Consider the following 21,328-nt stretch of genomic DNA (forward strand, 5'->3'; position numbering starts at 1 on the left):
CGCGGGCAGGGCCGCGCGGGCGCAAGCGCGTCAGTCGCGACGCGACAGGTGATTCCGGATGCCGAGAAACGACGACGCGGCCCCGAGCAGCATCAGCACGGCGGTGAACACCGCGGCCCGGTGGAATCCGTCGAGATCGAGCGAGCCGCCGACGACGGCCGAGACCGCGGCGATCGCGAGCAGTCCCGCGACGCGCGACACGGCGTTGTTCACCGCGGAGGCGATACCGGAGCGCTCGGTCTCGATCGCGCCGAGGACCGCGGCGGTGAGCGGTGACACGGTCGCGGTGAGACCGAGACCGAACACGACGATGCCCGGAAGCACCTGCGTCCAGTAGTCGAAGTCCGTGCGCACGTTCAGCAGCAGGAGCGCTCCCGCCGCCATCACGAGCGGCCCGAACGTCATGAAGAGGCGCGGGCCGTACTTCCCGGCGAGGGCGCCCATCCGTGAGCTCAGCAGGATCATCAGAAGCGTGCTCGGGAGGGACGCGAGACCGGCGAGCGTCGCGGGCAGCCCCGCCCCCTGCTGCAGGTACACGCTGACGACGAAGCCGTTGAGCGACAGGGCGGCGTACACGAAGACTGTCGCGAGGTTCCCCGCCCAGAAATTGCGGGAGCGGAACAGGCCCAGCGGCATCATCGGCTGTCGAGCGAAGCGCTGGCGCACGAGGAACCCCGAGAACGACAGGATGCCGAGGGCGCCCGGCATCCAGATCACGGGGGAGGACCACCCGAGGTTCGGCTGCTCGATGAGCGCGAAGACGATCCCGCCCAGGCCTGCGGCGCAGAGCACCGCGCCGAGGATGTCGACGCGTGCGTCCGGGCGCCGGTGGTCGGCGTGACCGAGACGAAGGAGCAACCACAGCGTGACCGCGATCGGCACCACGTTCACGAGGAACACCAGCCGCCACGACAGCGTGTCGACGAAGAGACCGCCGATGAGGGGACCCGCGAGCATCGCGATCGTCGTGGCACCGGTCCAGATGCCGATCGCCCGGGCTTGTGCGGTGCCGCGGAACGTCGAGGTGATGAGCGCGAGAGAACTCGGCACGAGGAGAGCGCCGGCGACCCCCTGCAGGGCGCGCGCGACGATGAGGAACTCGGCGGTCGGTGCGGCCGCGATCGCGACGGAGGTGATACCGAACCCGATCAGGCCGATCCGCAGGACGACCACACGCCCCAGGACGTCGCTGAGCGAACCGGCGACCAGGATGAAGGCGCCGAGGGTCACGAGGTACGCGTCCACGACCCACTGCTGGGTGCTCAGCCCACCGCCGAGGTCGCGGGCGATCGCGGGGAGGGCGACGTTGACGACGGTGCCGTCGAGGAACGACACGAACGACGCGAGCACCGCGATCGTCAGAACGACCCGTTGCTGCTTCGTCATCGTGTCGCTCATCCGTCCAGCGTAGGGTCGCGCGCCGCGGGGGCGTCCGATTTTCGTCCCGATCCCGGAATACCCCCAGGGGGTATCCTGTTGTGTGGGTGAGAACCCCGGGAGGAACCATGGACGGATCGAGGGATGCCGCGACGTCGGGCACCGATGTCGCGGAGGCGGTGCTCGACATCGAGGGCATGACCTGTGCGAGCTGCGTCGCGCGGGTCGAGAAGCGTCTCGGACGCGTCGAGGGAGTGCGAGCGGCGGTCAATCTCGCGACGGAGACGGCGCGGGTGCAGTACCCGGCCGGGCTCGACACCACGGCGCTCGTCGAGGCCGTGCGCGCCGCGGGGTACGACGCCACCGTGCGGACGCGGGCCGCCTCCCGCGCGACCGTCGAGCCCGTGGCATCCGTTCCGGTGCCCGCGCCCGGCGGAGAGATCGACGCCGTGACGGCGCAGAGCCTCGATGCACCCGACCACGGCACCGGCGCGCTCCCGCACGATGCCCACGGCGCCGACGGCGCTGGTCCCGTCCACCACCACGGCCCGCACGACCACGGCGCGCCTGACCACGGCGCGCGTGACCACGGCGCCCTCGACCACGGCTCCGATCACGGGGGCCACGTCCACGACACCTCCGACGCGCCCGGGTCCACACCGCTGCGGACGCGTCTGCTCGCGTCGGCGGCGATGGCGATCCCGGTGGTCGCGCTGGGCATGGTGCCGGCGTGGCAGTTCCCCGGCTGGCAGTGGGTATCGCTCGTGTTGACCACGCCGGTGGTGCTGTGGGGCGGGTGGCCGTTCCACCGCGCGACCCTGCGGAATGCCCGCCACGCTGCCGCCACGATGGACACCCTCATCACGCTCGGTACCTTCGCCGCGTACCTGTGGAGCGTGTGGGCGCTCTTCTTCGGAAACGCCGGGCGGATCGGCATCCGTCACGAGGTCATGCTCTTCGGGCCGGTGCACGACGCCAGTGCGGTCGTCTACTTCGAGGTCGCCGCCGCGGTGACCGTGCTCCTGCTGCTCGGGCGCTTCATCGAGCAGCGCTCGACCCGCCGCGCGGGCGCGGCGCTGCGCTCCCTCCTCGACCTCGGCGCGCGCGAGGCCGAGCTGGTCGACGGACGCCGCGTGCCGATCGACGAGCTGCGCGTGGGTGACGTGTTCGTCGTACGCCCGGGTGCGGTGATCGCCACCGACGGAGTCGTCGTCGACGGCCGTGCCTCGGTCGACGAGAGCATGCTCACCGGTGAGTCGATGCCGGTCGAGGCGACCGCGGGATCCGCGGTGACCGGTGGCACGATCACCGCGGGCGGTCGACTGACGGTCCGGGCGACCGGGGTCGGCGAAGAGACACGGCTCGCCCGCATCGCGCGACTCGTCGAGGACGCGCAGCTCGGAAAGAGTCGCGTGCAGCGTCTGGCCGATCGCATCTCGGGCGTGTTCGTGCCGGTCGTCATCGTGCTCGCCGTGCTGACTCTCGTCGCCTGGATCATCGCGGGGCAGCCGCTCGCCGCCGGGTTCACGGCGGCCGTGGCCGTTCTCATCATCGCCTGCCCGTGCGCGCTGGGTCTCGCCACTCCCATCGCGATCCTCGTCGGCACGGGGCGGGGGGCGCAGCTGGGCGTCCTCGTCACCGGACCCGAGGCCCTCGAATCCGCCGAGCGCATCGACACGATCGTGCTCGACAAGACCGGCACGCTGACGAGCGGCCGGATGAGCGTCGCGAACGTCGTCGCCGCGGAGGGGGAGGATGCCACGGACGCGATCGCCCGCGCAGCCGCCGTCGAACGCGGCTCGGAGCACCCGGTGGCGGCGGCCATCGTCGCGGCCGCGGGAGCGGGGCAGACCGCGACCGATCTCGAGGCGATCGCCGGACGCGGTGTGATCGGCACGGTCGATGGTCTCCGCGTCTTCGCGGGGCGTGCCGCCTGGATCGTGGAACGCGGAGGGGCGCTGACCCCCGAGTTGGAGGCGGCGGTCGACGCGGCCGAGGAGCGGGGCACGGTCGTGGTCGTGGGGTGGGCGGGTGCCGACGGCGCCCTCCGTGCTCGCGCCGTGATCGAGATCGCCGACACCGTGCGTGCCGAGAGCGCCGAGGCGATCGCCCGTCTGCGCGAGATGGGTCTCGAGCCCGTGCTGCTGACGGGTGACAACGCGCGCATCGCGGCGTCCGTGGCGGCGGAGCTCGGGATCGAGCGTGTCCGCGCCGGAGTCCTCCCCGAGGGCAAGGTCGACGAGATCGCGGCTCTACGGGCCGAGGGGCGCACCGTTGCCATGGTGGGTGACGGGGTCAACGACGCCGCCGCCCTGGCATCCGCGGATCTCGGGATCGCCATGGGCGGCGGGACGGATGCCGCGCTCCACGCGAGCGACATCGCGCTGATGCGCGACGATCCGCGCGGGATCGTCACGGCGGTCGCGCTGAGTCGTCGCACGATGCGGATCATTCGCGGCAACCTGTTCTGGGCGTTCGCGTACAACGTCGCGGCGCTGCCGCTCGCCGCCCTGGGGCTCCTGAATCCGATGATCGCGGGAGCGGCGATGGCGTTCTCGAGCGTGTTCGTGGTGCTGAACAGCCTGCGGCTGCGTCGGGCGTCCTAGGGCGTGTCGCGGCCGGTCTCCTGCGGGTTCGGGGCGTGTTCTGCCGTTCGGGGCGGAGTATTTCGCGCCCCGAACGGCAGAACGCGCCCCAAACCAGGTCGCGGCCGGTACAGCTCACGCGAACGGCCGCTGCGGGCGCTAGAATGGTTTGGACCCCGTCACCCGCTGTCTCGCGAGCCGTTCCGGTGTAGACGCGTCGCGGGTCGCCGGTACCGCCGCTCAGGCGGCGTGCCGAGCGACGTTCCCCGGGGTCACCGATCCGCCGGCCTCGCGCCGGAACGTCCCGGACAGGTGTCCGGACGACACGCTCAGGAGGAGCATGCCGACCACGGCAACCGCGTCCCGAGGCTCGAGCCAGCGGCGCAGGAAGACCACGTCCTCGCGACGCGACGACGAAGCCCCCGTCATCCCGATCCTGGCGCGCAAGGTGCGCGAGGTCGAAGCGAAGGCCCAGCGGGGCAAGCTCGGCCCGACCAACCGGGTGAAGTTCCAGGTGATCGCCTTCCTCGTCCGCGAGGAACGCGCCCGCGTCAAGGCCGACACCGAGATCACCGACGCAGCCCGTGCCGAGCTGCTCAAGCGCCTCGACGGGGTCGCGACGATTCTCGCGAAGACCGCCGCGCGCGACACCTCGCTCATCCAGCTGCTCGAGGTCGATGCGGCCACCTCGCCCGTCGCCCGACGCATGCGCCGCGACTGGCTGCTGGAGTCCGGTGCGGAGCTGCCGCCCGATGAGCTGATCATCACCGACACCGCGCCCCAGGTGGCGCCCGTCGTGCCCGCGGCTCTCGCCGAGAAGCAGGTCATCCCGCCGTCCATCGAGGCGCGCCAGATGGCCAATCCCTTCCTCGCGCCCGACCTCACCCCGCGCTCGAACGGTGACGCCCCGCGTCGCCGGCTCGACGGCTGGGAGCTCATGGGTCCGCTCTACAAGGCCTTCGAGACCGGCGCCGGTGGGTCGGCCGCCAGCATGGACCTGCCGCCCGTCCCCGAGTTCGATCGCGTCTCTCCTCGCGGGCTCGAGGTCATGCCGCACCAGTCGCGCTTCCTCGAGGCCGTGCGCCTGGGACATCGTTCCTTCCTGCTCGCCGACGAGCCGGGCCTCGGCAAGACCGCCGAGTCGGTGCTCGCGGCATCCGTGGCCGACGCGTACCCGCTGCTGGTCGTGGTGCCCAACGTCGTGAAGATGAACTGGGCCCGCGAGGTGCAGCGCTGGACGCCCCAGCGTCGGGCGACCGTCATCTCGGGCGGCGGCGCCGACATCGACGCCTTCGCCGACGTCTTCATCGTCAACTACGAGATCCTCGACCGGCACCTTTCGTGGCTGTCGTCGATCGGCCTCAAGGGCGTCGTGGTCGACGAAGCGCACTTCATCAAGAACCTCACGTCGCAGCGCTCGCAGAACGTCCTGGCCCTGGCATCCCGTGTCCGTCAGCAGACACGTGACCCGCTGATGCTCGCCCTCACCGGTACGCCGCTCATCAACGACGTCGAGGACTTCGACGCGATCTGGCGCTTCCTCGGGTGGACCAACGGCGAGAAGCCCGGTCCCGAGCTGATGGAGAAACTGGATGCCACGGGTCTGACGCCCGCCGACAAGGCGTTCTACCCCGAGGCGCGCGAGGCCGTGATCTCGATGGGGATCGTCCGGCGCAAGAAGAAGGACGTCGCCGCCGACCTGCCCGACAAGCTCGTCGCGGACCTCCCCGTCGAGCTCGACGACGAGTACGGCCGTTCGATCCGACAGGCCGAGCGCGAACTCGGGGCCCGCCTCGCGGCGAAGTACCGCCGCATCCTCGAGGCGCGCGGTGACCGGGGCCTCGCTCCCGGCGAGATCGACGACGACATCGTCCGTCTCGTGGCGCACGGCGAACTCGAAGAGAGCAAGGCCGCCGGCTCCGGCAGCGAGAACGTCTTCACGATGGTCCGCCGCATCGGTCAGGCCAAGGCGCACCTCGCGGCCGACTACGCCGTGCAGCTGCAGCGCTCGGTCGGTAAGGTCGTGTTCTTCGCCAAGCACATCGACGTGATGGATGCCGCGGAGGCCCACTTCAAGGCATCCGGGTTGAAGGCGGTGTCGGTGCGGGGCGAGCAGACCTCGACCGCGCGCCAGGCAGCGATCGACGCGTTCAACAGCGACCCCGATGTCGGGATCGCGGTGTGTTCGCTGACCGCCGCCGGCGTCGGCCTGAACATGCAGGCAGCGTCCAACGTGGTGCTCGCCGAGCTGTCGTGGACCGCCGCCGAGCAGACGCAGGCGATCGACCGCGTGCACCGCATCGGCCAGGAGGAGCCCGTCACCGCGTGGCGCATCATCGCCGCCCACACGATCGACACCAAGATCGCCGAGCTCATCGATTCGAAGGAGGGCCTCGCGGCGCGCGCCCTCGACGGCCAGGCGATCGAGCCCGGTTCGAGCGATTCGGTTCAGCTGTCGGCGCTCATGCACTTGCTGCGTCAGGCGCTCGGCGCGGCCTGAGCCCGCTTCGACGGACGCCCCGGGGTTTCGGCTCCGGGGCGTTCGCTTGTTCGGCGTGGCCCGCAATCGCGCGGCTGACCACGCGTGCGGGTCCATCGAAGCCCGCCTCGCTCTCCGACACCCTCGCTAAGGTCGGCGGATGACCCTCAGTATCGACACCCTGCTCGCGGGACCACGCGGACGCCGGCTGTGTCTGGAAGTTCTGCGGCTCGTCCCCGACGGGCCGGAGGCACGCGATGCGGCCTGGGCCGTTTCGTGGGCCGCGCAGGCGCTCGACGAGAACTCGGGAAGGATGGTCTCGATAGCGGGAGACGCCGCGTCGTTCACCGAACCGGAGGTGTCACCCGCCGAAGCCGCCGCCGCACTGGCGCGGGTCCCGATCCCCGAGCTCAGCGAGGCGTTCCTTTTCACGGCCCTGTCTCTCGCTGTCGACCTCGCCACGTACTGGCAGCCGCCCTTCGGCGAGGACGTCCTGGCGGCGACCGAGGACCTGCGGCCGGTGCTCGAGCGGGTCGCATCGGCGGTCGCCGGAGCGCCCGTGATCGAGTGGTGGGGGAGCGGGGTCGAGCTAGACACGCAGGCGATGGTGCGCTGGGAGAACTCTCCCGCCTCGACGAGGTCGCCCGAAGAGTTGTCGGCCCAGTGGCGAAACGAGCAGGTCGCAGAAGAGACCTCCTTCGCCCGACAGATCGGCGACGTCCGTCTCTCGGGGTCGTGGTGGTCGACGCCCTCGTTCGCTCTTCCACGTTCCACACGTGCGCGCGGGACAGCGGGGCCGGTCGGTCTCACGCTCGTCGAAGACTCCTGGGGGTGGACCTCCGCACGCGTTCGACCCATCGCCGCACCGGACGGTGATGTCATCGAGATAGACGGCCCCGAGTCGTGGGCGGCGCTGTGTCGGCGGCATCCGTTCCCGGTCACCGCGAGCCGGCGCAATGTGTGGGGATGGGCGACCGGGCGCGAGGGGATGTGGGTGCAGCCCGACTGGGCCGCGGTCGCCGGTGAAGCCGCGGGGGTGCACCTGAGCGTGAACGGGTACCTCTCCACGGCCGGTCGGGTCATCGACCTCGGTGACCTCGGCGCGAGCACCGTTGCCGGGTGGGGGCCCGACGAGACGTTCTGGTTCTCACCGGTCGAGCACTCGGCGCCGGAGCAGGAGTGGGTTCGCGATGGTGACACCTGGACCCGCGCGTGACGTTGGCCCTGGGCCGGCTCGAACAGGTCGGTCGGGTCGGGGTGTCGGCATCCGGACCGCCGTGTGGCACCGTTCCCGCCCGCGGCGATAGGGTCGAAGACGGCAATGGCGCCTCCCTCCACCCGAACCACAGCACCAGAGGACTCTGCCCATGAAGATCGGCATCCTGACCAGCGGCGGCGACTGCCCCGGTCTCAACGCGGTCATCCGTGGCGTCGTGCTGAAGGGCACGACCAACTACGACATCGAGTTCGTCGGTATCCGTGACGGATGGCGAGGCGTGGTCGACGGCGACTTCTTCCCGCTGACCCGTCACGAGGTGAAGGGTCTGTCCAAGGTCGGCGGCACGATCCTCGGCACGAGCCGCACCAACCCGTACGAGGGCGTGCGCGGCGGTGCCGAGAACATCTCCAAGACGATGTACGGGCACCGGCTCGACGGCATCCTGGCCATCGGTGGCGAGGGGACCCTCGCCGCGGCCGACCGCCTGTCGAAGGACGGCATCAACGTCCTCGGCGTGCCGAAGACGATCGACAACGACCTGCGCGCGACCGACTACTCGTTCGGTTTCGACACCGCCGTCAACATCGCGACGGATGCCATGGACCGCCTCCGCACCACCGGCGACTCGCACCAGCGGTGCATGGTGGCCGAGGTCATGGGGCGCCACGTCGGCTGGATCGCGCTGCACGCCGGTATCGCGGCGGGCGCCCACGTGATCTGCATCCCCGAGGTGCCGATGTCGATCGAAGAGATCGTCGAACAGGTCACCCGCGCGCAGGACCGCGGCCGCGCGCCGCTCGTCGTCGTGTCGGAGGGCTTCAAGCTCAAGGGAATGGACGAGGCGTTCAGCGACAAGGGGCTCGACGCCTTCAACCGCCCGCGCCTCGGCGGCATCGGCGAGCTGCTCGCCCCCGAGATCGAGCGTCTCACCGGAATCGAGACCCGCTCGACGGTGCTCGGCCACATTCAGCGCGGCGGCTCGCCCTCGGCGTTCGACCGCGTGCTCGCGACGCGCCTCGGCCTGCACGCCGCCGACGCCCTGCACGAAGGCGCCTGGGGCCAGATGGTCGCGATGCGCGGCACCGACATCGTGCGCGTGCCCTTCGCCGACGCGCTCGGCGAGCTCAACAGCGTCCCGCTCTACCGCTACGAAGAGGCCGCGGCGCTGTTCGGCTGAGCCTTTCGTCTCGACGCCCCGTCCCGCTTCGCGCGGGGCGGGGCGTCGTCGTTGGTGCTGGATGCGCGCCGCGGTAGGTGTGCGTGGCGGGCCGCGTTAGGTGTGCGTGGCGGTGTGCAGGTGCGGCGTTGGGTAAGCGTGAGGAGGCGCAGCGGGCACGCGCGGCGTCCCTATGACCCTCGTCCCACTTATGACGGTGTCTGTCCCACTTGTGGTCGGTCAGTGCGCCTCCAACCGGCAATAAGTGGGACACGCTTGGTTCGGCCTAAGAGGGGCGCCTCCTTCACAAGAGCGGATCAGGCGAGCGGGCTGTGGAGAACGCCGCCGCGCGGCTCGACGGCCGGGAATATGGAGCATGACTCGACGCAGCCCCCTACCGGACGGTCTGCCCGATCGATTCCACGTCGCGGAAGCACTCGGAAAGGGGGCGAGCAGGACCCGCCTCCGCGCCTCCGATCTCGTGACCCCCTTCCACGGTGTGCGTTCGCGGTCCCTCGGCGACGACGACAGCATCCTCGAGCGGTGCCGGGCGTACGCGCCCCGACTCGGAGAGGGGCAGTTCTTCAGCCACGAAACGGTGTTCGTCCTCCGGGGTCTGAGCACACCCGAGTGGCCGTATACGCCGCGGCTGCATGTATCAGCGCATCGCCCCGCGCGCGAGCCTCGCACCCGCGGTGTCGTGGGTCACAGGTTGCAGACACGGGAACCTGCCATCGAAGCGGGACCCGAGGGGATCCCTATCGAGAACGCCGTGCGCGCGTGGCGGCAGTGCGGTCGACTCTGGCCGCTCGACGACTTGGTCGCGGGCGCTGACGCACTCCTGGCCGGCCGTCAGCCGCTCGCCTCTGCCGCCGACCTGGATGCCGAGATCACTCTCATGGGAGATGTCCGGGGCGGCATCTTGCGGCGGGCGCTGAATCTGGCTCGCCCGGGCGTGAGGTCACCCCGCGAGACCCGCCTGCGCCTGGTCCTCGTGCGCCACGGATTGCCGGAACCGAACGTCAACATCGACATCTTTTCGACACGCGGGGATTTCGTCGCGGAGATCGACCTTGCCTACGAGTTGTGGCGTGTCGCCGTCGAGTACGACGGGCGGGTGCATGCCGAGGATCCACGGCAGTTCGCTCGCGACGCGGACCGCTGGGCAGCGATCCGAGATGCGGGTTGGGATCATGTGCGCGTCCTGAGCCATCACCTGCGCGGGGACGGTTCCGCCGCCGTCGATCTCGTGCGCGCCGCGTTGCTCCGGGCGGGGTGGCGTCCCGGCCAGTGACCCCTTGTCCCACTTATGGCTGGTTGAGACGTCGATAACCAGCCATAAGTGGGACATGCACCGACAAAAGTGGGACACACAACCCGCCAGCCGCCGCCGCGGCTGCCCGTCGTCGACCTAATCCGCGAGCCCCAGCACGTCCAGCAGCCACGCCAGCTCGAACGCGCGCTCGCGCCACGCGTTGTAGCGGCCGCTGACGCCGCCGTGGCCGGCGACCATCTCGCACTTCAGCAGGGCGTCGGCGCCGACCTCGCGCAGGCGCTGCACCCACTTCGCGGGCTCGACGTACAGCACGCGCGTGTCGTTGAGCGACGTGACGGCGAGGATCCGCGGGTACTCGACCCCCTCGCGCACGTTCTCGTACGGCGAGTACGACTTCATGTAGGCGTACACGTCGGCGTCGTGCAGGGGGTCGCCCCACTCGTCCCACTCGATGACCGTGAGGGGGAGCGACGGGTCGAGGATCGTGGTCAGCGCATCCACGAACGGCACGTCGGCGAGGATCCCGGCGAAGAGCTCCGGCGCGAGGTTCGCGACGGCACCCATGAGCAGACCGCCGGCGCTGCCGCCCTCGGCGACGATGCGGTCGGGGCTCGTGTACCCCTCGGACACCAGATGGCGCCCCGCGGCCACGAAGTCGGTGAACGTGTTGCGCTTGGCGAGGAGCTTGCCGTCCTCGTACCACTGGCGCCCCATCTCTCCGCCGCCGCGCACGTGCGCGACCGCGAAGATCACGCCACGGTCGAGCAGCGACAGGCGCGGCACCGAGAAGCCGGGCTCGATCGAGTGCTCGTACGAGCCGTAGCCGTAGAGGTGCACCGGTCGTGGTGCCGAGCCGGGCTCGCCGAACGAGCGCTTCCAGACGAGCGACACGGGCACTCGCGTGCCGTCCTCCGCAGGCGCCCAGACGCGAGCCTGCCCGTAGTCGGCGGGGTCGAAGCCGCCGAGGACCGGCTGCCGCTTGCGCAGGAGCAGCTCGCCGGTCGCGATGACGTAGTCGTACACGGTGCCGGGGGTCACGAACGAGCCGTAGCCCAGCCGCAGGACGGGCGGTGCCCACTCGGGGTTGCCGCCGGTTCCGACGCTGTAGAGCGGTTCGTCGAACGCGATCTCGTCGACGGCTCCGTCGGCGTACGAGAGCAGGCCGAGGCGGGCGAGACCGTCGCGCCGGTAGGCGATGACCCCCCAGTCGCGGAAGGTGTCGACACCGAGCAGGCGCTGGCCCACGCGATGCGGGACCACGATCTCGCGCGCTCCCTCGGGATCGGATGCCGAGACCCGGACCAGCTCGAAATCGAGAGCTCCATCGTTGTGGAGGATGTAGAGCACGTCCTCGCCGTCGACGACCGCGTGGTCGACCGAGTACTCGACGCCCTCGCGCCGCGGCCAGACGACACGGGCCTCGCCGCGCAGGTCGTCGGCGTCGATCAGGCGGTCCTCCGAGGTGATCGACGAGCCGACGCCGATGACGAGGTACCGGTCGCTGCGCGTGAAGTCGGCGCCGACCCAGTACCGCTCGTCGGGCTCGTGGAACAGCTTCGCGTCGGTTTCCACCGCCGTGCCGATCTCGTGCAGCCAGACGGTGTCGGGGCGCCACGCGTCGTCGACGGTGGTGTAGACGATGAAGCGGCCGTCGGGGGAGAAGGTGGCCCCCGAGAAGGTGCCGGGGATCTCGTCGGGGAGCGTCTCGCCCGTCGTCAGATCGCGCACGCGCACGGTGTACCGCTCGTCGCCGGCGACGTCGATGCCGTACAGCATGCGCGTTCCGTCGTTCGAGATCTCGAAACTGCCGAGCGAGAAGAAGTCGGTTCCCTCGGCCTCGACGTTGCCGTCGAAGAGCACCTGCTCGCCGGGTACGGGCTCGTCGGGCGAGAGCTGCGGCGGGGTCCAGTCGTCGGGCGAGGTCAGGGGAGCGCGGCACTGGATGCCGTACTGGGCACCCGCCACGGTGCGTCCGTAGTACCACCAGTCGCCGCGGCGCACCGGGACGGACAGGTCGGTTTCGAGCGTACGCCCCTTGATCTCACCGAAGATCTCGTCGCGGAGGGATGCCAGGTGCGCGGTGCGAGCGTCGGTGTAGGCGTTCTCGGCCTCGAGGTGGGCCACGACCTCGGCGTCGTCTTTCGCGCGCAGCCACTCGTAGGGATCGTCGAACGTGTCACCATGGTGCGAGCGGGGGACGGGACGACGGGCGGCGACGGGCGGAACGGACGAAACGTCGATATCGGTCACCCCTTTACGGTAGTCGGCCGTGCCGACACTCCGGCTGGGCGTTCCCCAGCCGGGAAGAACCTGCGGATGCCACGGCCTCGGGCCACCCGGTTTGACCGTCGTGGTCGCCGGTGACATGATTTCCACGCGACCTCGGTGAACGGGTGTCGAACTCCAGGTGAACTCTTCGTTCGTCGCGCCGATCCCGTCGGCATCCCTTCTTCCTCCTCACGGAAAGCGAACGGTGGAGAGCGCAGCCCTCGTCATCGTGCTGGTCATCGGCCTGGCACTGTTCTTCGATTTCACCAACGGATTCCACGACACCGCGAACGCGATGGCCACGCCCATCGCCACCGGTGCGCTGAAGCCGAAGGTCGCCGTGCTCCTCGCGGCCTGTCTGAACCTGGTCGGAGCGTTCCTCTCGACCGAGGTGGCCAAGACCATCTCCGGAGGCATGATCCGCGAGGATCAACTCTCGCCCGAGATCTTCCCGCCGATCATCTTCGCGGGGCTCATCGGCGCGATCACCTGGAACATGCTGACGTGGCTGCTGGGCTTGCCGTCCAGCTCGTCGCACGCGCTGTTCGGCGGCCTCATCGGCGCGACCCTCGTGGGCGTCGGCGTCTCGGCCATCGACACCGGCGTCGTGCTCAGCAAGGTCATCCTCCCCGCCCTCATCGCGCCGTTGACGGCGGGCATCATCGCCTTCACGGTCACGAAGATCGCCTACGGCGTCACCCGGCGGTACGACACGAAGGCCGACGGTCGCGACGGCTTCCGCTGGGGTCAGATCTTCACGTCATCGCTCGTGGCGCTCGCGCACGGCACCAACGACGCGCAGAAGACGATGGGTGTGATCACGCTCGCGCTCATCACCGTGGGGTGGCAGTCGGCATCCGATCCCGATCCGCACATCTGGGTCGTGTTCGCGTGCGCCATCACGATCGCCCTCGGCACGTACATGGGCGGCTGGCGCATCATCCGAACCCTGGGCAAGGGACTCACCGACGTCAAGCCGGCCCAGGGCTTCTCGGCAGAGACGTCGACGGCGGCGACCATCCTGGCGTCCAGTGCCCTCGGCTTCGCCCTCTCGACCACGCAGGTCGCGTCCGGCTCGGTCATCGGCTCGGGCCTCGGGCGCCGGGGATCGACGGTGCGCTGGAACACCGTCGGCCGCATCATGATCGGCTGGGTCCTGACGCTCCCCGCCGCGGGTGCCGTGGGCGCCGCGGCCGCGCTCATCGTGGTGTGGCTGGGTGGCTGGGGTGTCGCGGTCGACGCGGTGATCGCCGTCGCGATCATCCTCGGCGTCTTCCTTCGCTCGCGCCGCGACTCGGTCACCTCGGCCAACGCGATGAGCGAGGTCGCCGACTCGGGCGCCGCCGTCAAGGTGCCGCGCAAGCCCGGCCCGACGCGTCGCCAACGCCGTCTCGAGCGCTCCGGGAAGGACGACGCGTGACCATCGACTGGGAAGCCTTCCTCCACGTCTTCGTCGCCGCCATCATCGGCGCCTCGATCGTCGTGACCTTCTACGCCCTCGGGCTGCGCCTGCTCGTGCGCGGCGGGCGCCCGCCCCTGGTCGCGCCGGTCGAGTTCACGGATGCCATCACCGTCCTCACCGACAAGCAGCGGCGCCGCGCCGAGAAGGCGGCGGCCAAGGCGGCGGCGCGCAATCCGCTCAGCGACGGGCAGAAGCGGGTCGCGCTCATCGGTGCGTACCTGTGCTTCGGGGTGTGCGCGGTGGCCGTCCTCGGTGCCCTTCTGCTGATCCTCTTCAACCACTGACGGTGCGCGCGCGGATCGCGTGTCGGAGGCCTCTTCTAGGCTGAGCCCATGGCATCCGTGCAGTTCGGTCAGCACGCGCCCGCGCGGCGTGTGATCCTCCACCTCAGCGACACCCATCTGCTGGGCGGCGATCGCCTGCTCGGCGAGCGGTACGACACCGCCGCGAACCTGCGACGGACCCTGGATGCCGCCGAGGCCACCGGCGTCCGTCCCGATGCCGTCGTGTTCACGGGTGACCTCACCGACCTCGGCGAGCCGGAGGCGTATCGGGCGCTGCGCGCGGCGGTCGAGCCGTGGGCCGAGCGCCTCGGAGCGCCGGTCATCTGGGTCGCGGGAAACCACGATGAGCGCCCCGCGCTGCGCGCCGGTCTCCTCGACGGAGAGCCGTCCCTCGATCCGGTGACCGGTGTGTGGGACCTCGACGGACTCCGCATCATCGCGCTGGACTCGACCGTGCCGGGCTGGCACCACGGCGATCTCGATGCCGCGCAGCTCGAGTGGCTGCGCGAGGAGCTCGCGACGCCCGCACCCCTCGGCACGATCCTCGCCCTGCACCACCCGCCGCTGCCGACGCACATCCCCTTCTTCGACATCCTGGAGCTCCGCGACCAACCCCGACTCGCGGCGGCGATCGCGGGCAGCGACGTCCGCGCGATCCTCGCGGGGCACCTGCACTACTCGACGTCGGGGACGTTCGCGGGCGTGCCCGTGAGCGTCGCGGCCGCGTCCTGCTACACGATGGATCTCGCCCGCCCGGCCGACGAGGTCAACGGCATGGACGCCGGTCAGTCCTTCCACCTCGTGCACGTCTGGGACGACACGATCACCCACGCCGTCGTCCCGGTGGTCGACGCCGACACGTCGGGCTACTTCACCCCCGCGTGGGTCGACGAGATGGCGGCTCTCACGCCCGAGGGGCGGCTCGAGGCCTTCTCGCGCAAGCGCTGAGCGCCGCGCCCGCCGCCACGCCGCGCGGGCATCGCCGAGCGCCGCGCCCTGCCACCGCTGTCCACCGAGCCGACCGCTTCGCCCGCCGCGGCCGAGCGCCGCCCCCGCAACCGACACCGCGGACGGTTCGAGGATGCCGACAGGCCGCCGTGTCCACGGGCGCTCCTGGTCGTGGTGGTTAGGCTCGTGGCATCCCCTTTCACGTGACCCCACAAGGACGACACATGACTCTGGACGCAAAGACGCGTACCCGCACCGAGACCGACTCCCTGGGAACCCTCGAGATCCCCCTCGACGCGTACTGGGGCATCCACACCGCCCGCGCGCTGGAGAACTTCCCGATCGCCAAGCGGCCGATCTCGGTGTACCCCGACCTGGTCCGCGCCCTCGCGATGGTCAAGCAGGCCTCGGCCCGCGCCAACCGCGAGATCGGTGTGCTCGACCCGGCGAAGGCCGACCTCATCGATCGCGCCGCGCAGCGGGTGATCGACGGCGAGTTCCACGACGAGTTCGCGGTGGGCGTCATCCAGGGCGGTGCCGGCACCTCGACGAACATGAACGCGAACGAGGTCATCACCAACATCGCGCTCGAGATGGCGGGCCGTGAGAAGGGCGACTACGCGTTCCTCTCGCCGATCGACGACACCAACCGCAGTCAGTCGACGAACGACGTGTACCCGACCGCGATCAAGATCGGGCTCGCCCTGACCTTGAAGAGCCTGCTCGAGGAGCTCGCGCTCCTCCGCCAGTCGTTCCTCGCCAAGGCCGACGAGTTCCACGACGTTCTCAAGGTCGGTCGCACCCAGCTCCAGGATGCCGTGCCGATGACGCTGGGGCAGGAGTTCCACGGCTTCGCCACGACGCTCGGCGAGGACTACAGCCGCCTGACCGAGAACGCCTACCTGCTCTACGAGATCAACATGGGGGCCACGGCCATCGGCACGGGCATCACCGCTCACGCCGGCTACGGCAAGGCCGTCCTCCGGCACCTGCGCGAGATCACGGGCCTCGATCTCGAGACCGCGACCGACCTCGTCGAGTCGACGAGCGACACGGGCGCGTTCATGTCGTTCTCGTCGTCGCTGAAGCGCAACGCGATCAAGCTGTCGAAGATCTGCAACGACCTGCGCCTGCTCTCGAGCGGTCCGCAGGCCGGCCTCGCCGAGATCAACCTCCCGCCGCGCCAGGCGGGCTCGAGCATCATGCCCGGCAAGGTCAACCCCGTCATCCCCGAGGTCGTCAACCAGGTCGCCTTCTCGGTTGTCGGTGCCGACATGACCGTGACGATGGCGGTCGAGGGCGGTCAGCTGCAGCTCAACGCCTTCGAGCCGGTCATCGCGCACTCGATCTACCAGTCGATCACGTGGATGCGCCAGGCGATGTGGACGCTCCGCGTCAACTGCGTCGACGGCATCACGGCGAACCGCGAGCGCTTGGGTGCGATGGTCGGCTCCTCGGTCGGCGTCGTCACCGCCCTCACGCCGTTCATCGGTTACGCGGCGGCCGCGGCCCTGGCCAAGACGGCGCTGCTCACGCACCGCAACGTCGCCGACCTCGTCGTCGAGGCGGGGCTCATGTCGCGCGAGGAAGTCACCAAGCAGCTCTCGCCCGCGCGCTTGTCAGGCCTGCACCCGATCACGCAGGCGATCCCGGTCCAGCGCGCCGCGGACAGCGTCGTCGAGGAGTGAGCGAACGCGAGAGGGGCGGGACCGCCAGGTCCCGCCCCTCTCGCGTTCGGTGTCGTCAGTCGAGGATGCGGCAGTGCGTCGTCAGCTCGCCGATCCCGTCGATGCCGACCGTGACGGTCGAGCGGTCGCGGAGGAAGATCTGCGGGTCGCGCGAGTAGCCCGCGCCCCCGGGGCTGCCGGTGGAGATAAGGGTTCCGGGTAGGAGCGTCGCCGACTCCGACAGCTTGTGGATGAGCGTCGCGACCGACCGCACCATCTGGCCGGTGCTGGCATCCTGAACCGTGTGGCCGTCGACGACGGTCCAGATGTGCAGGTCCTGCGGGTCGGGGATCTCGTCGGCGGTGACGACGAACGGCCCCGTCGGGGTGAAACCGTCGAACGACTTGCAGCGCGACCACTGGGCTTCCGAGAACTGGATGTTGCGCGCCGTGATGTCGTTGACCACGGTGTAGCCCCACACGTGATCGAGGGCGTCGGCCTCGGCGACGTCGCGGCCCGGGCGTCCGATGATCACGCCGAGCTCGGCCTCGTAGTCGACCGCCTCGCTGAGTGCGCGGGGCCACGACGTCGTCGCCTCGTGCGCGGTGAGCGAGTTCGGCCACAGCACGAAGACCGTCGGGCCGGCGTCGGTCTTGAGCCCCAGCTCGCCCGAGTGCGCGGCGTAGTTCAGGCCGACCGCGAGGATCGACGGGGGAGCGAGGACCGCCGACGCGAAGGAGACGCCGGACAGCGGATGCCGCGGCGCCGAGGTCGCGGCATCCCGAACCGCATCGAGAAGCTCGTCGCCGCCCGCGATGAGCTCCTCAAGGGTGCGGGGAGCACCGTCGAAGAACTCGTCGACGAAGGAGAACTCTTCGGCGTGGACGCTGACCAGTCGAGGGGACTCCGCCCCTTCCGGGGAACGGACGTGGGCGAAACGCATGCCTCCACGCTACCGGGCGCCTCGCGTCGACCGGCTCCACAACCCTCGGATCGTGCGAGCGGGTGGCCCCTAGGCTGTGTCGCATGAGCTACCCCTCGCCGCTCTCCCAGCCCTCGCCCGGGCAACCGGCCCGCATTTCGACGACCCCGCCCGTCGCCGTCTCGGCTGCTCCGCCGCGGGTGCGGGGAGGGGGAGTGGCGCTGTGGATCGTGGCGGCGCTGCTCGTCCCGGTGCTGGCCCTCCTGGTGCTGTACTTCACACGGTTCCTCGGGCCCGCGGCATCCTTCATCGGGCTCGTTCTCGCCGTCATCCCCTTCGTCGTCGTGTGGTTCGTCGTGCGCTACATCGACCGGTGGGAGCCCGAGCCGCGGCGCCTGCTGATCTTCGCCGTCGCGTGGGGTGCGGTGGCGTCGGTGGCGATCGCGCTGGGTGTCGACCTGCTGGTGACGCTGGTCACGGGGGGACTACCGGATGCCGTCAGCTCGGTCGTTCAGGCGCCGATCGTCGAAGAGGTCGCCAAGGGCCTCGGCCTGCTGCTCCTGTACGCCTTCGCGCGCCGTTTCTTCGACGGCCCCGTCGACGGGATCGTGTACGGCGCCCTCATCGGCGCGGGATTCGCCCTGACCGAGAACGTGCAGTATTTCGCCATCGGCTACCTCGAGGGCGGGCCGGGGGAGGTCGCGACGACGTTCTTCCTCCGCGCGGTCCTGTCGCCGTTCGCCCACGTCATGTTCACCAGCCTCACGGGCTTCGCCTTCGGGCTGGCTGCGCGGCGGTCGCTGCGGACGGGCCAGGCGCTCGGCTACGCCGTCCCCGGGCTGATCGGGGCGATCGTCCTGCACGCGGTGTGGAACGGATCGGCGACGTTCTTCAACTTCTTCGAGGTGTACGCCACGCTGCAGGTTCCCCTGTTCGTGGCGTTCATCGTCGGCATCCTGCTGCTCCGTCGCGAAGAATCCCGGCTCACCCGCGTCCGGCTCGGCGAGTACGCCGACGCGGGATGGTTCACCCCGCAAGAGGTCGAGATGCTCGCCACGGCTCCCGGTCGCCGCTCGGCGGTGGCCTGGGCGCGCACGCTGCGCGGCGACCGCTCCGGCATCATGAAGAATTTCATCGTGGATGCCACGGCGCTCGCCGCCGCGCGACAGCGGGCGCTCTCGGGCCGCGACCCGCACGCCGTCGCGACCGAGCGTCAGTTGCTGGAGCGCACGACGGCGGCGCGCGCGGCGTTGCTCGCGCCGTGACTCTCGGGGCGTCGCTCGCGCCGTGACGCGCGCGGTGTCGCTCGCGCCGGGATCGCGCGGCGTCGCTCGCGCCGTGGCGCCGGCCGCGTTGCTCCCGCCGCGACGCGCGCGGGGTCTTGACAGCGCCTCGACGCCGGAGCACCATCGATGTAGGCCAACTCAGCGCCCGGGAGACACGCAGGCATCGCCGCGGCACCGGGCGCTGAGTCTTTGTCCAGGGGCTTTTCGAAGGGGCCGGGCGTGCTTGGATGGACCCATGACTGATCGCACCAAGCCGGAGTTCGACGCTCCCAGCGGCCCCGCCCCCTCCGACCTCGTCATCCGCGACATCATCGTCGGCGACGGCGACGAGGCCAAGCCCGGCGACACCGTCACCGTGCACTACGCCGGTGTCGAGTACGAGTCGGGCGAAGAGTTCGACTCGTCGTGGGGCCGGGGCGAAAGCATCCAGTTCCCCCTCCGCGGCCTGATTCAGGGCTGGCAGGACGGCATCCCGGGCATGAAGGTCGGCGGACGCCGCGAGCTCGTGATCCCCCCGCACCTCGCCTACGGTCCCGCCGGCGGCCACTTCCTCGGTGGCAAGACCCTCATCTTCATCATCGACCTCCTCAAGGTCGGCTGACGACATCCGATGTTCACGAACCCGAGGGGGCTGCGGCACTCTCGGGTTCGTCTTTTTTCACGATCGTGGAATACATTCTTGTGAATGGGAGTTTGACCTCCCCAGGACGCCGATTCGGCTCCCCAGACCTCTAGGAGTGACATGACCGACACCACCACGCTCGAGATCCCCGGTTACAAGGCGGGCACCTGGGTGCTCGACCCCTCGCACAGCGAGGTGACCTTCACCGTCCGTCACATGATGATCTCCAAGGTGCGCGGCACCTTCGGCATGAAGAGCGCCACCCTCGTCGCCCCCGAGAACCCGCTCGAGGCCACCGTCGAGGCGTCCGTCGACGTCACCTCGGTCGACACCAAGGACGAGGGCCGCGACCAGCACCTGCGTTCGGCCGAGTTCTTCGACACCGAGACCTACCCGACGATGGACTTCCGCTCCACCGGCGTCCGCGTCGAGGACGGCGATTTCCTCGTCGACGGTGAGCTCACCATCCGCGGCGTCAGCAAGCCCGCCACCTTCTCCATCGACTTCGGCGGCTTCGGCACCGACCCGTGGGGCAACTACAAGGCCGGCGCGACCGCCAAGACGGTCATCAACCGTGAGGACTTCGGCCTCACCTGGAACGCCGCCCTCGAGACCGGCGGTGTCCTCGTCGGCAAGGACGTCACCATCGAGCTCGACCTGCAGTTCGCCCTGCAGGCGTGATCTCCTCGAAGGTCCCGGATGCCATGGCATCCGGGACCTTCGTCGTTTCCGGCCGCGCCGGGTGAGTCACACTTCGGAGCGGCGCGAGAGGCGCAGCCGCTGCTGCACGAGCAGGATGCCGAGGAACACGACCGCCGCGCCCACCGGCTCGTTCCACGAGATGCGCTCGCCGAGGATCAGGATGCCGAGCGCCACCCCGACCACCGGGGTGATGTACGTGACGGTCGAGGCGCGGGTCGGACCCCACGCCCGCAGGGTGTTCTGGTTCCAGACGTAGGCGATTCCCGTGCCGAGCACGCCGAGAGCGATGATGCTGCCCACGACCGGGAGCGTGAGCTGCATCGGTTCGGCGAGGATCAGAGGCGACAACAGCACCATGAACGCCGCTGCGGGCCCGATGTAGCCGAACGCGAACGCGATGCCCGAGAGGCCGGTGTCGCCGAGGAAGCGGCGCATGTACGCCAGGCTGAAGCCGTAGCAGGCCGTCGCGCCGAGGAGGGCGAGCTGTGCGATCGTGCTGCCGCCCACATCGGCGATCGCTCCGGGCGCGATGATGACGACGACGCCGAGGATACCGATCGCGATCCCGACGAGTTGGCCGACCTTGAGGCTTTCGACGCGGAACACCGCCCACGCCATGATCGCGGTCATGATCGGCGTGGTCGCGTTGAAGATACTGGCCAGTCCGGACGACACGTGCTGCTCCGCCCACGCGAACAGCAGGAACGGCACGACGCAGAAGCTGAGCGAGAGCACGCTCAGGTGGCCCCAGATGCGGCGGTCCCGCGGGAGGCGCTCACGACGGATCGCGACGATCGCCGCCAGCGCCAGGGCGCCGAAGAGCAGGCGACCGCCCGCGACCTGCGCCGGGGTCATACCGGTGAGAGCGATCGCGATGAAGAGGAAGCTCGAGCCCCACACGATGCCGGTGAGCACGAACTGCACCGCGATCGATACGGGGGACGGGGAGGAAGAGGATGCCACGATCCCGACGATAGGGCCGAGGTGCGACACCGCGCGGCGTGGGGGAGTGCGACGGCGGAAATCCGCCGAGGTTCGGCAGCCGTGACGTCGGGTGCGGGCGCCGGGTGCCGGG

At 70.1% G+C, this 21,328-nt stretch carries 16 protein-coding genes; 12 read left to right on the forward strand and 4 right to left on the reverse strand.

Annotated elements, in window-relative coordinates; translation table 11 throughout:
- Positions 1–30: 30 nt before the first annotated feature.
- A complete protein-coding gene (locus ACMW4R_RS09190) occupies positions 31–1,398 on the reverse strand; it encodes an MFS transporter (RefSeq protein WP_418299721.1) in 1,368 nt (455 codons plus the stop codon).
- A gap of 107 nt (positions 1,399–1,505) precedes the next feature.
- Between ACMW4R_RS09190 and ACMW4R_RS09195 the strand changes: the two genes are divergently transcribed.
- The 5 genes from ACMW4R_RS09195 to ACMW4R_RS09215 all read left to right on the forward strand — a co-directional run bounded on the left by ACMW4R_RS09195 (position 1,506) and on the right by ACMW4R_RS09215 (position 10,110).
- Positions 1,506–3,983, forward strand: a complete 2,478-nt coding sequence (locus ACMW4R_RS09195; RefSeq protein WP_418299722.1) for a heavy metal translocating P-type ATPase — start codon at positions 1,506–1,508, stop codon at positions 3,981–3,983.
- Positions 3,984–4,302: 319 nt separating this feature from the next.
- Entirely contained in the window at positions 4,303–6,462 is a 2,160-nt protein-coding gene (locus tag ACMW4R_RS09200) for a DEAD/DEAH box helicase (protein WP_058597698.1), read from the forward strand.
- 139 nt (positions 6,463–6,601) lie between these two features.
- Positions 6,602–7,657 (forward strand): hypothetical protein, encoded by a 1,056-nt coding sequence (locus ACMW4R_RS09205; protein ID WP_418299723.1) that lies wholly within the window; start codon positions 6,602–6,604, stop codon positions 7,655–7,657.
- Positions 7,658–7,808: 151 nt separating this feature from the next.
- Positions 7,809–8,837 carry a 6-phosphofructokinase gene (locus ACMW4R_RS09210; RefSeq protein WP_418299724.1) on the forward strand — a complete coding sequence of 343 codons (1,029 nt, stop codon included), beginning with the start codon at positions 7,809–7,811 and terminating at the stop codon, positions 8,835–8,837.
- Between the two features lie 751 nt (positions 8,838–9,588).
- The gene (locus ACMW4R_RS09215; RefSeq protein ID WP_058597702.1) at positions 9,589–10,110 is read left to right on the forward strand and encodes a hypothetical protein; all 522 of its coding nucleotides are present in this window, start codon (positions 9,589–9,591) and stop codon (positions 10,108–10,110) included.
- A 117-nt stretch (positions 10,111–10,227) separates the two neighbouring features.
- Here the strand turns inward: ACMW4R_RS09215 and ACMW4R_RS09220 are convergent, their stop codons facing one another.
- Complete coding sequence (locus tag ACMW4R_RS09220; protein WP_418299725.1) at positions 10,228–12,342, reverse strand: S9 family peptidase; 2,115 nt, start codon at positions 12,340–12,342, stop codon at positions 10,228–10,230.
- A gap of 223 nt (positions 12,343–12,565) precedes the next feature.
- Between ACMW4R_RS09220 and ACMW4R_RS09225 the strand changes: the two genes are divergently transcribed.
- The 4 genes from ACMW4R_RS09225 to ACMW4R_RS09240 all read left to right on the forward strand — a co-directional run bounded on the left by ACMW4R_RS09225 (position 12,566) and on the right by ACMW4R_RS09240 (position 16,742).
- Positions 12,566–13,780 carry an inorganic phosphate transporter gene (locus ACMW4R_RS09225; RefSeq protein WP_418299726.1) on the forward strand — a complete coding sequence of 405 codons (1,215 nt, stop codon included), beginning with the start codon at positions 12,566–12,568 and terminating at the stop codon, positions 13,778–13,780.
- Positions 13,777–14,106 carry a peptidase gene (locus ACMW4R_RS09230; protein ID WP_418299727.1) on the forward strand — a complete coding sequence of 110 codons (330 nt, stop codon included), beginning with the start codon at positions 13,777–13,779 and terminating at the stop codon, positions 14,104–14,106. Before ACMW4R_RS09225 ends, ACMW4R_RS09230 begins: the two co-directional genes overlap by 4 nt.
- Positions 14,107–14,154: 48 nt before the next feature.
- Complete coding sequence (locus ACMW4R_RS09235; protein ID WP_418299728.1) at positions 14,155–15,054, forward strand: phosphodiesterase; 900 nt, start codon at positions 14,155–14,157, stop codon at positions 15,052–15,054.
- A 224-nt stretch (positions 15,055–15,278) separates the two neighbouring features.
- Complete coding sequence (locus ACMW4R_RS09240) at positions 15,279–16,742, forward strand: aspartate ammonia-lyase (RefSeq protein ID WP_058614033.1); 1,464 nt, start codon at positions 15,279–15,281, stop codon at positions 16,740–16,742.
- 55 nt (positions 16,743–16,797) lie between these two features.
- On the opposite strand, the gene ACMW4R_RS09245 is transcribed toward ACMW4R_RS09240, so the two are convergent.
- The gene (locus tag ACMW4R_RS09245) at positions 16,798–17,664 is read right to left on the reverse strand and encodes a fumarylacetoacetate hydrolase family protein (protein ID WP_418299729.1); all 867 of its coding nucleotides are present in this window, start codon (positions 17,662–17,664) and stop codon (positions 16,798–16,800) included.
- An 83-nt stretch (positions 17,665–17,747) separates the two neighbouring features.
- On the opposite strand from ACMW4R_RS09245, the gene ACMW4R_RS09250 reads away from it, so the two are divergent.
- The 3 genes from ACMW4R_RS09250 to ACMW4R_RS09260 all read left to right on the forward strand — a co-directional run bounded on the left by ACMW4R_RS09250 (position 17,748) and on the right by ACMW4R_RS09260 (position 20,232).
- On the forward strand, positions 17,748–18,908 hold the full coding sequence (locus ACMW4R_RS09250; protein ID WP_058598100.1) for a PrsW family intramembrane metalloprotease: 1,161 nt from the start codon (positions 17,748–17,750) through the stop codon (positions 18,906–18,908).
- Positions 18,909–19,164: 256 nt separating this feature from the next.
- A complete protein-coding gene (locus tag ACMW4R_RS09255) occupies positions 19,165–19,530 on the forward strand; it encodes an FKBP-type peptidyl-prolyl cis-trans isomerase (protein WP_013583439.1) in 366 nt (121 codons plus the stop codon).
- A gap of 141 nt (positions 19,531–19,671) precedes the next feature.
- Positions 19,672–20,232: a YceI family protein gene (locus ACMW4R_RS09260; protein WP_058598101.1), complete on the forward strand. Its 561-nt coding sequence runs from the start codon at positions 19,672–19,674 to the stop codon at positions 20,230–20,232.
- Positions 20,233–20,298: 66 nt separating this feature from the next.
- Here ACMW4R_RS09260 and ACMW4R_RS09265 read toward each other — a convergent pair whose 3' ends face one another.
- Entirely contained in the window at positions 20,299–21,216 is a 918-nt protein-coding gene (locus ACMW4R_RS09265; RefSeq protein WP_418299730.1) for a DMT family transporter, read from the reverse strand.
- Positions 21,217–21,328 lie beyond the last annotated feature (112 nt).

Origin of the sequence: Microbacterium sp. S1037, assembly GCF_048381605.1 — a bacterium.
GTDB classification, from domain to species: Bacteria; Actinomycetota; Actinomycetes; order Actinomycetales; family Microbacteriaceae; genus Microbacterium; species Microbacterium testaceum_B.

Excerpts from the sequence above, each read along its gene's own strand:
- ACMW4R_RS09190 (WP_418299721.1), bottom strand. The coding sequence starts at position 1,398 with ATGAGCGACACGATGACGAAGCAGCAACGGGTCGTTCTGACGATCGCG.
- ACMW4R_RS09195 (WP_418299722.1), top strand. The coding sequence starts at position 1,506 with ATGGACGGATCGAGGGATGCCGCGACGTCGGGCACCGATGTCGCGGAG.
- ACMW4R_RS09200 (WP_058597698.1), top strand. The coding sequence starts at position 4,303 with ATGCCGACCACGGCAACCGCGTCCCGAGGCTCGAGCCAGCGGCGCAGG.
- ACMW4R_RS09205 (WP_418299723.1), top strand. The coding sequence starts at position 6,602 with ATGACCCTCAGTATCGACACCCTGCTCGCGGGACCACGCGGACGCCGG.
- ACMW4R_RS09210 (WP_418299724.1), top strand. The coding sequence starts at position 7,809 with ATGAAGATCGGCATCCTGACCAGCGGCGGCGACTGCCCCGGTCTCAAC.
- ACMW4R_RS09235 (WP_418299728.1), top strand. The coding sequence starts at position 14,155 with ATGGCATCCGTGCAGTTCGGTCAGCACGCGCCCGCGCGGCGTGTGATC.
- ACMW4R_RS09240 (WP_058614033.1), top strand. The coding sequence starts at position 15,279 with ATGACTCTGGACGCAAAGACGCGTACCCGCACCGAGACCGACTCCCTG.
- ACMW4R_RS09245 (WP_418299729.1), bottom strand. The coding sequence starts at position 17,664 with ATGCGTTTCGCCCACGTCCGTTCCCCGGAAGGGGCGGAGTCCCCTCGA.
- ACMW4R_RS09250 (WP_058598100.1), top strand. The coding sequence starts at position 17,748 with ATGAGCTACCCCTCGCCGCTCTCCCAGCCCTCGCCCGGGCAACCGGCC.
- ACMW4R_RS09255 (WP_013583439.1), top strand. The coding sequence starts at position 19,165 with ATGACTGATCGCACCAAGCCGGAGTTCGACGCTCCCAGCGGCCCCGCC.
- ACMW4R_RS09260 (WP_058598101.1), top strand. The coding sequence starts at position 19,672 with ATGACCGACACCACCACGCTCGAGATCCCCGGTTACAAGGCGGGCACC.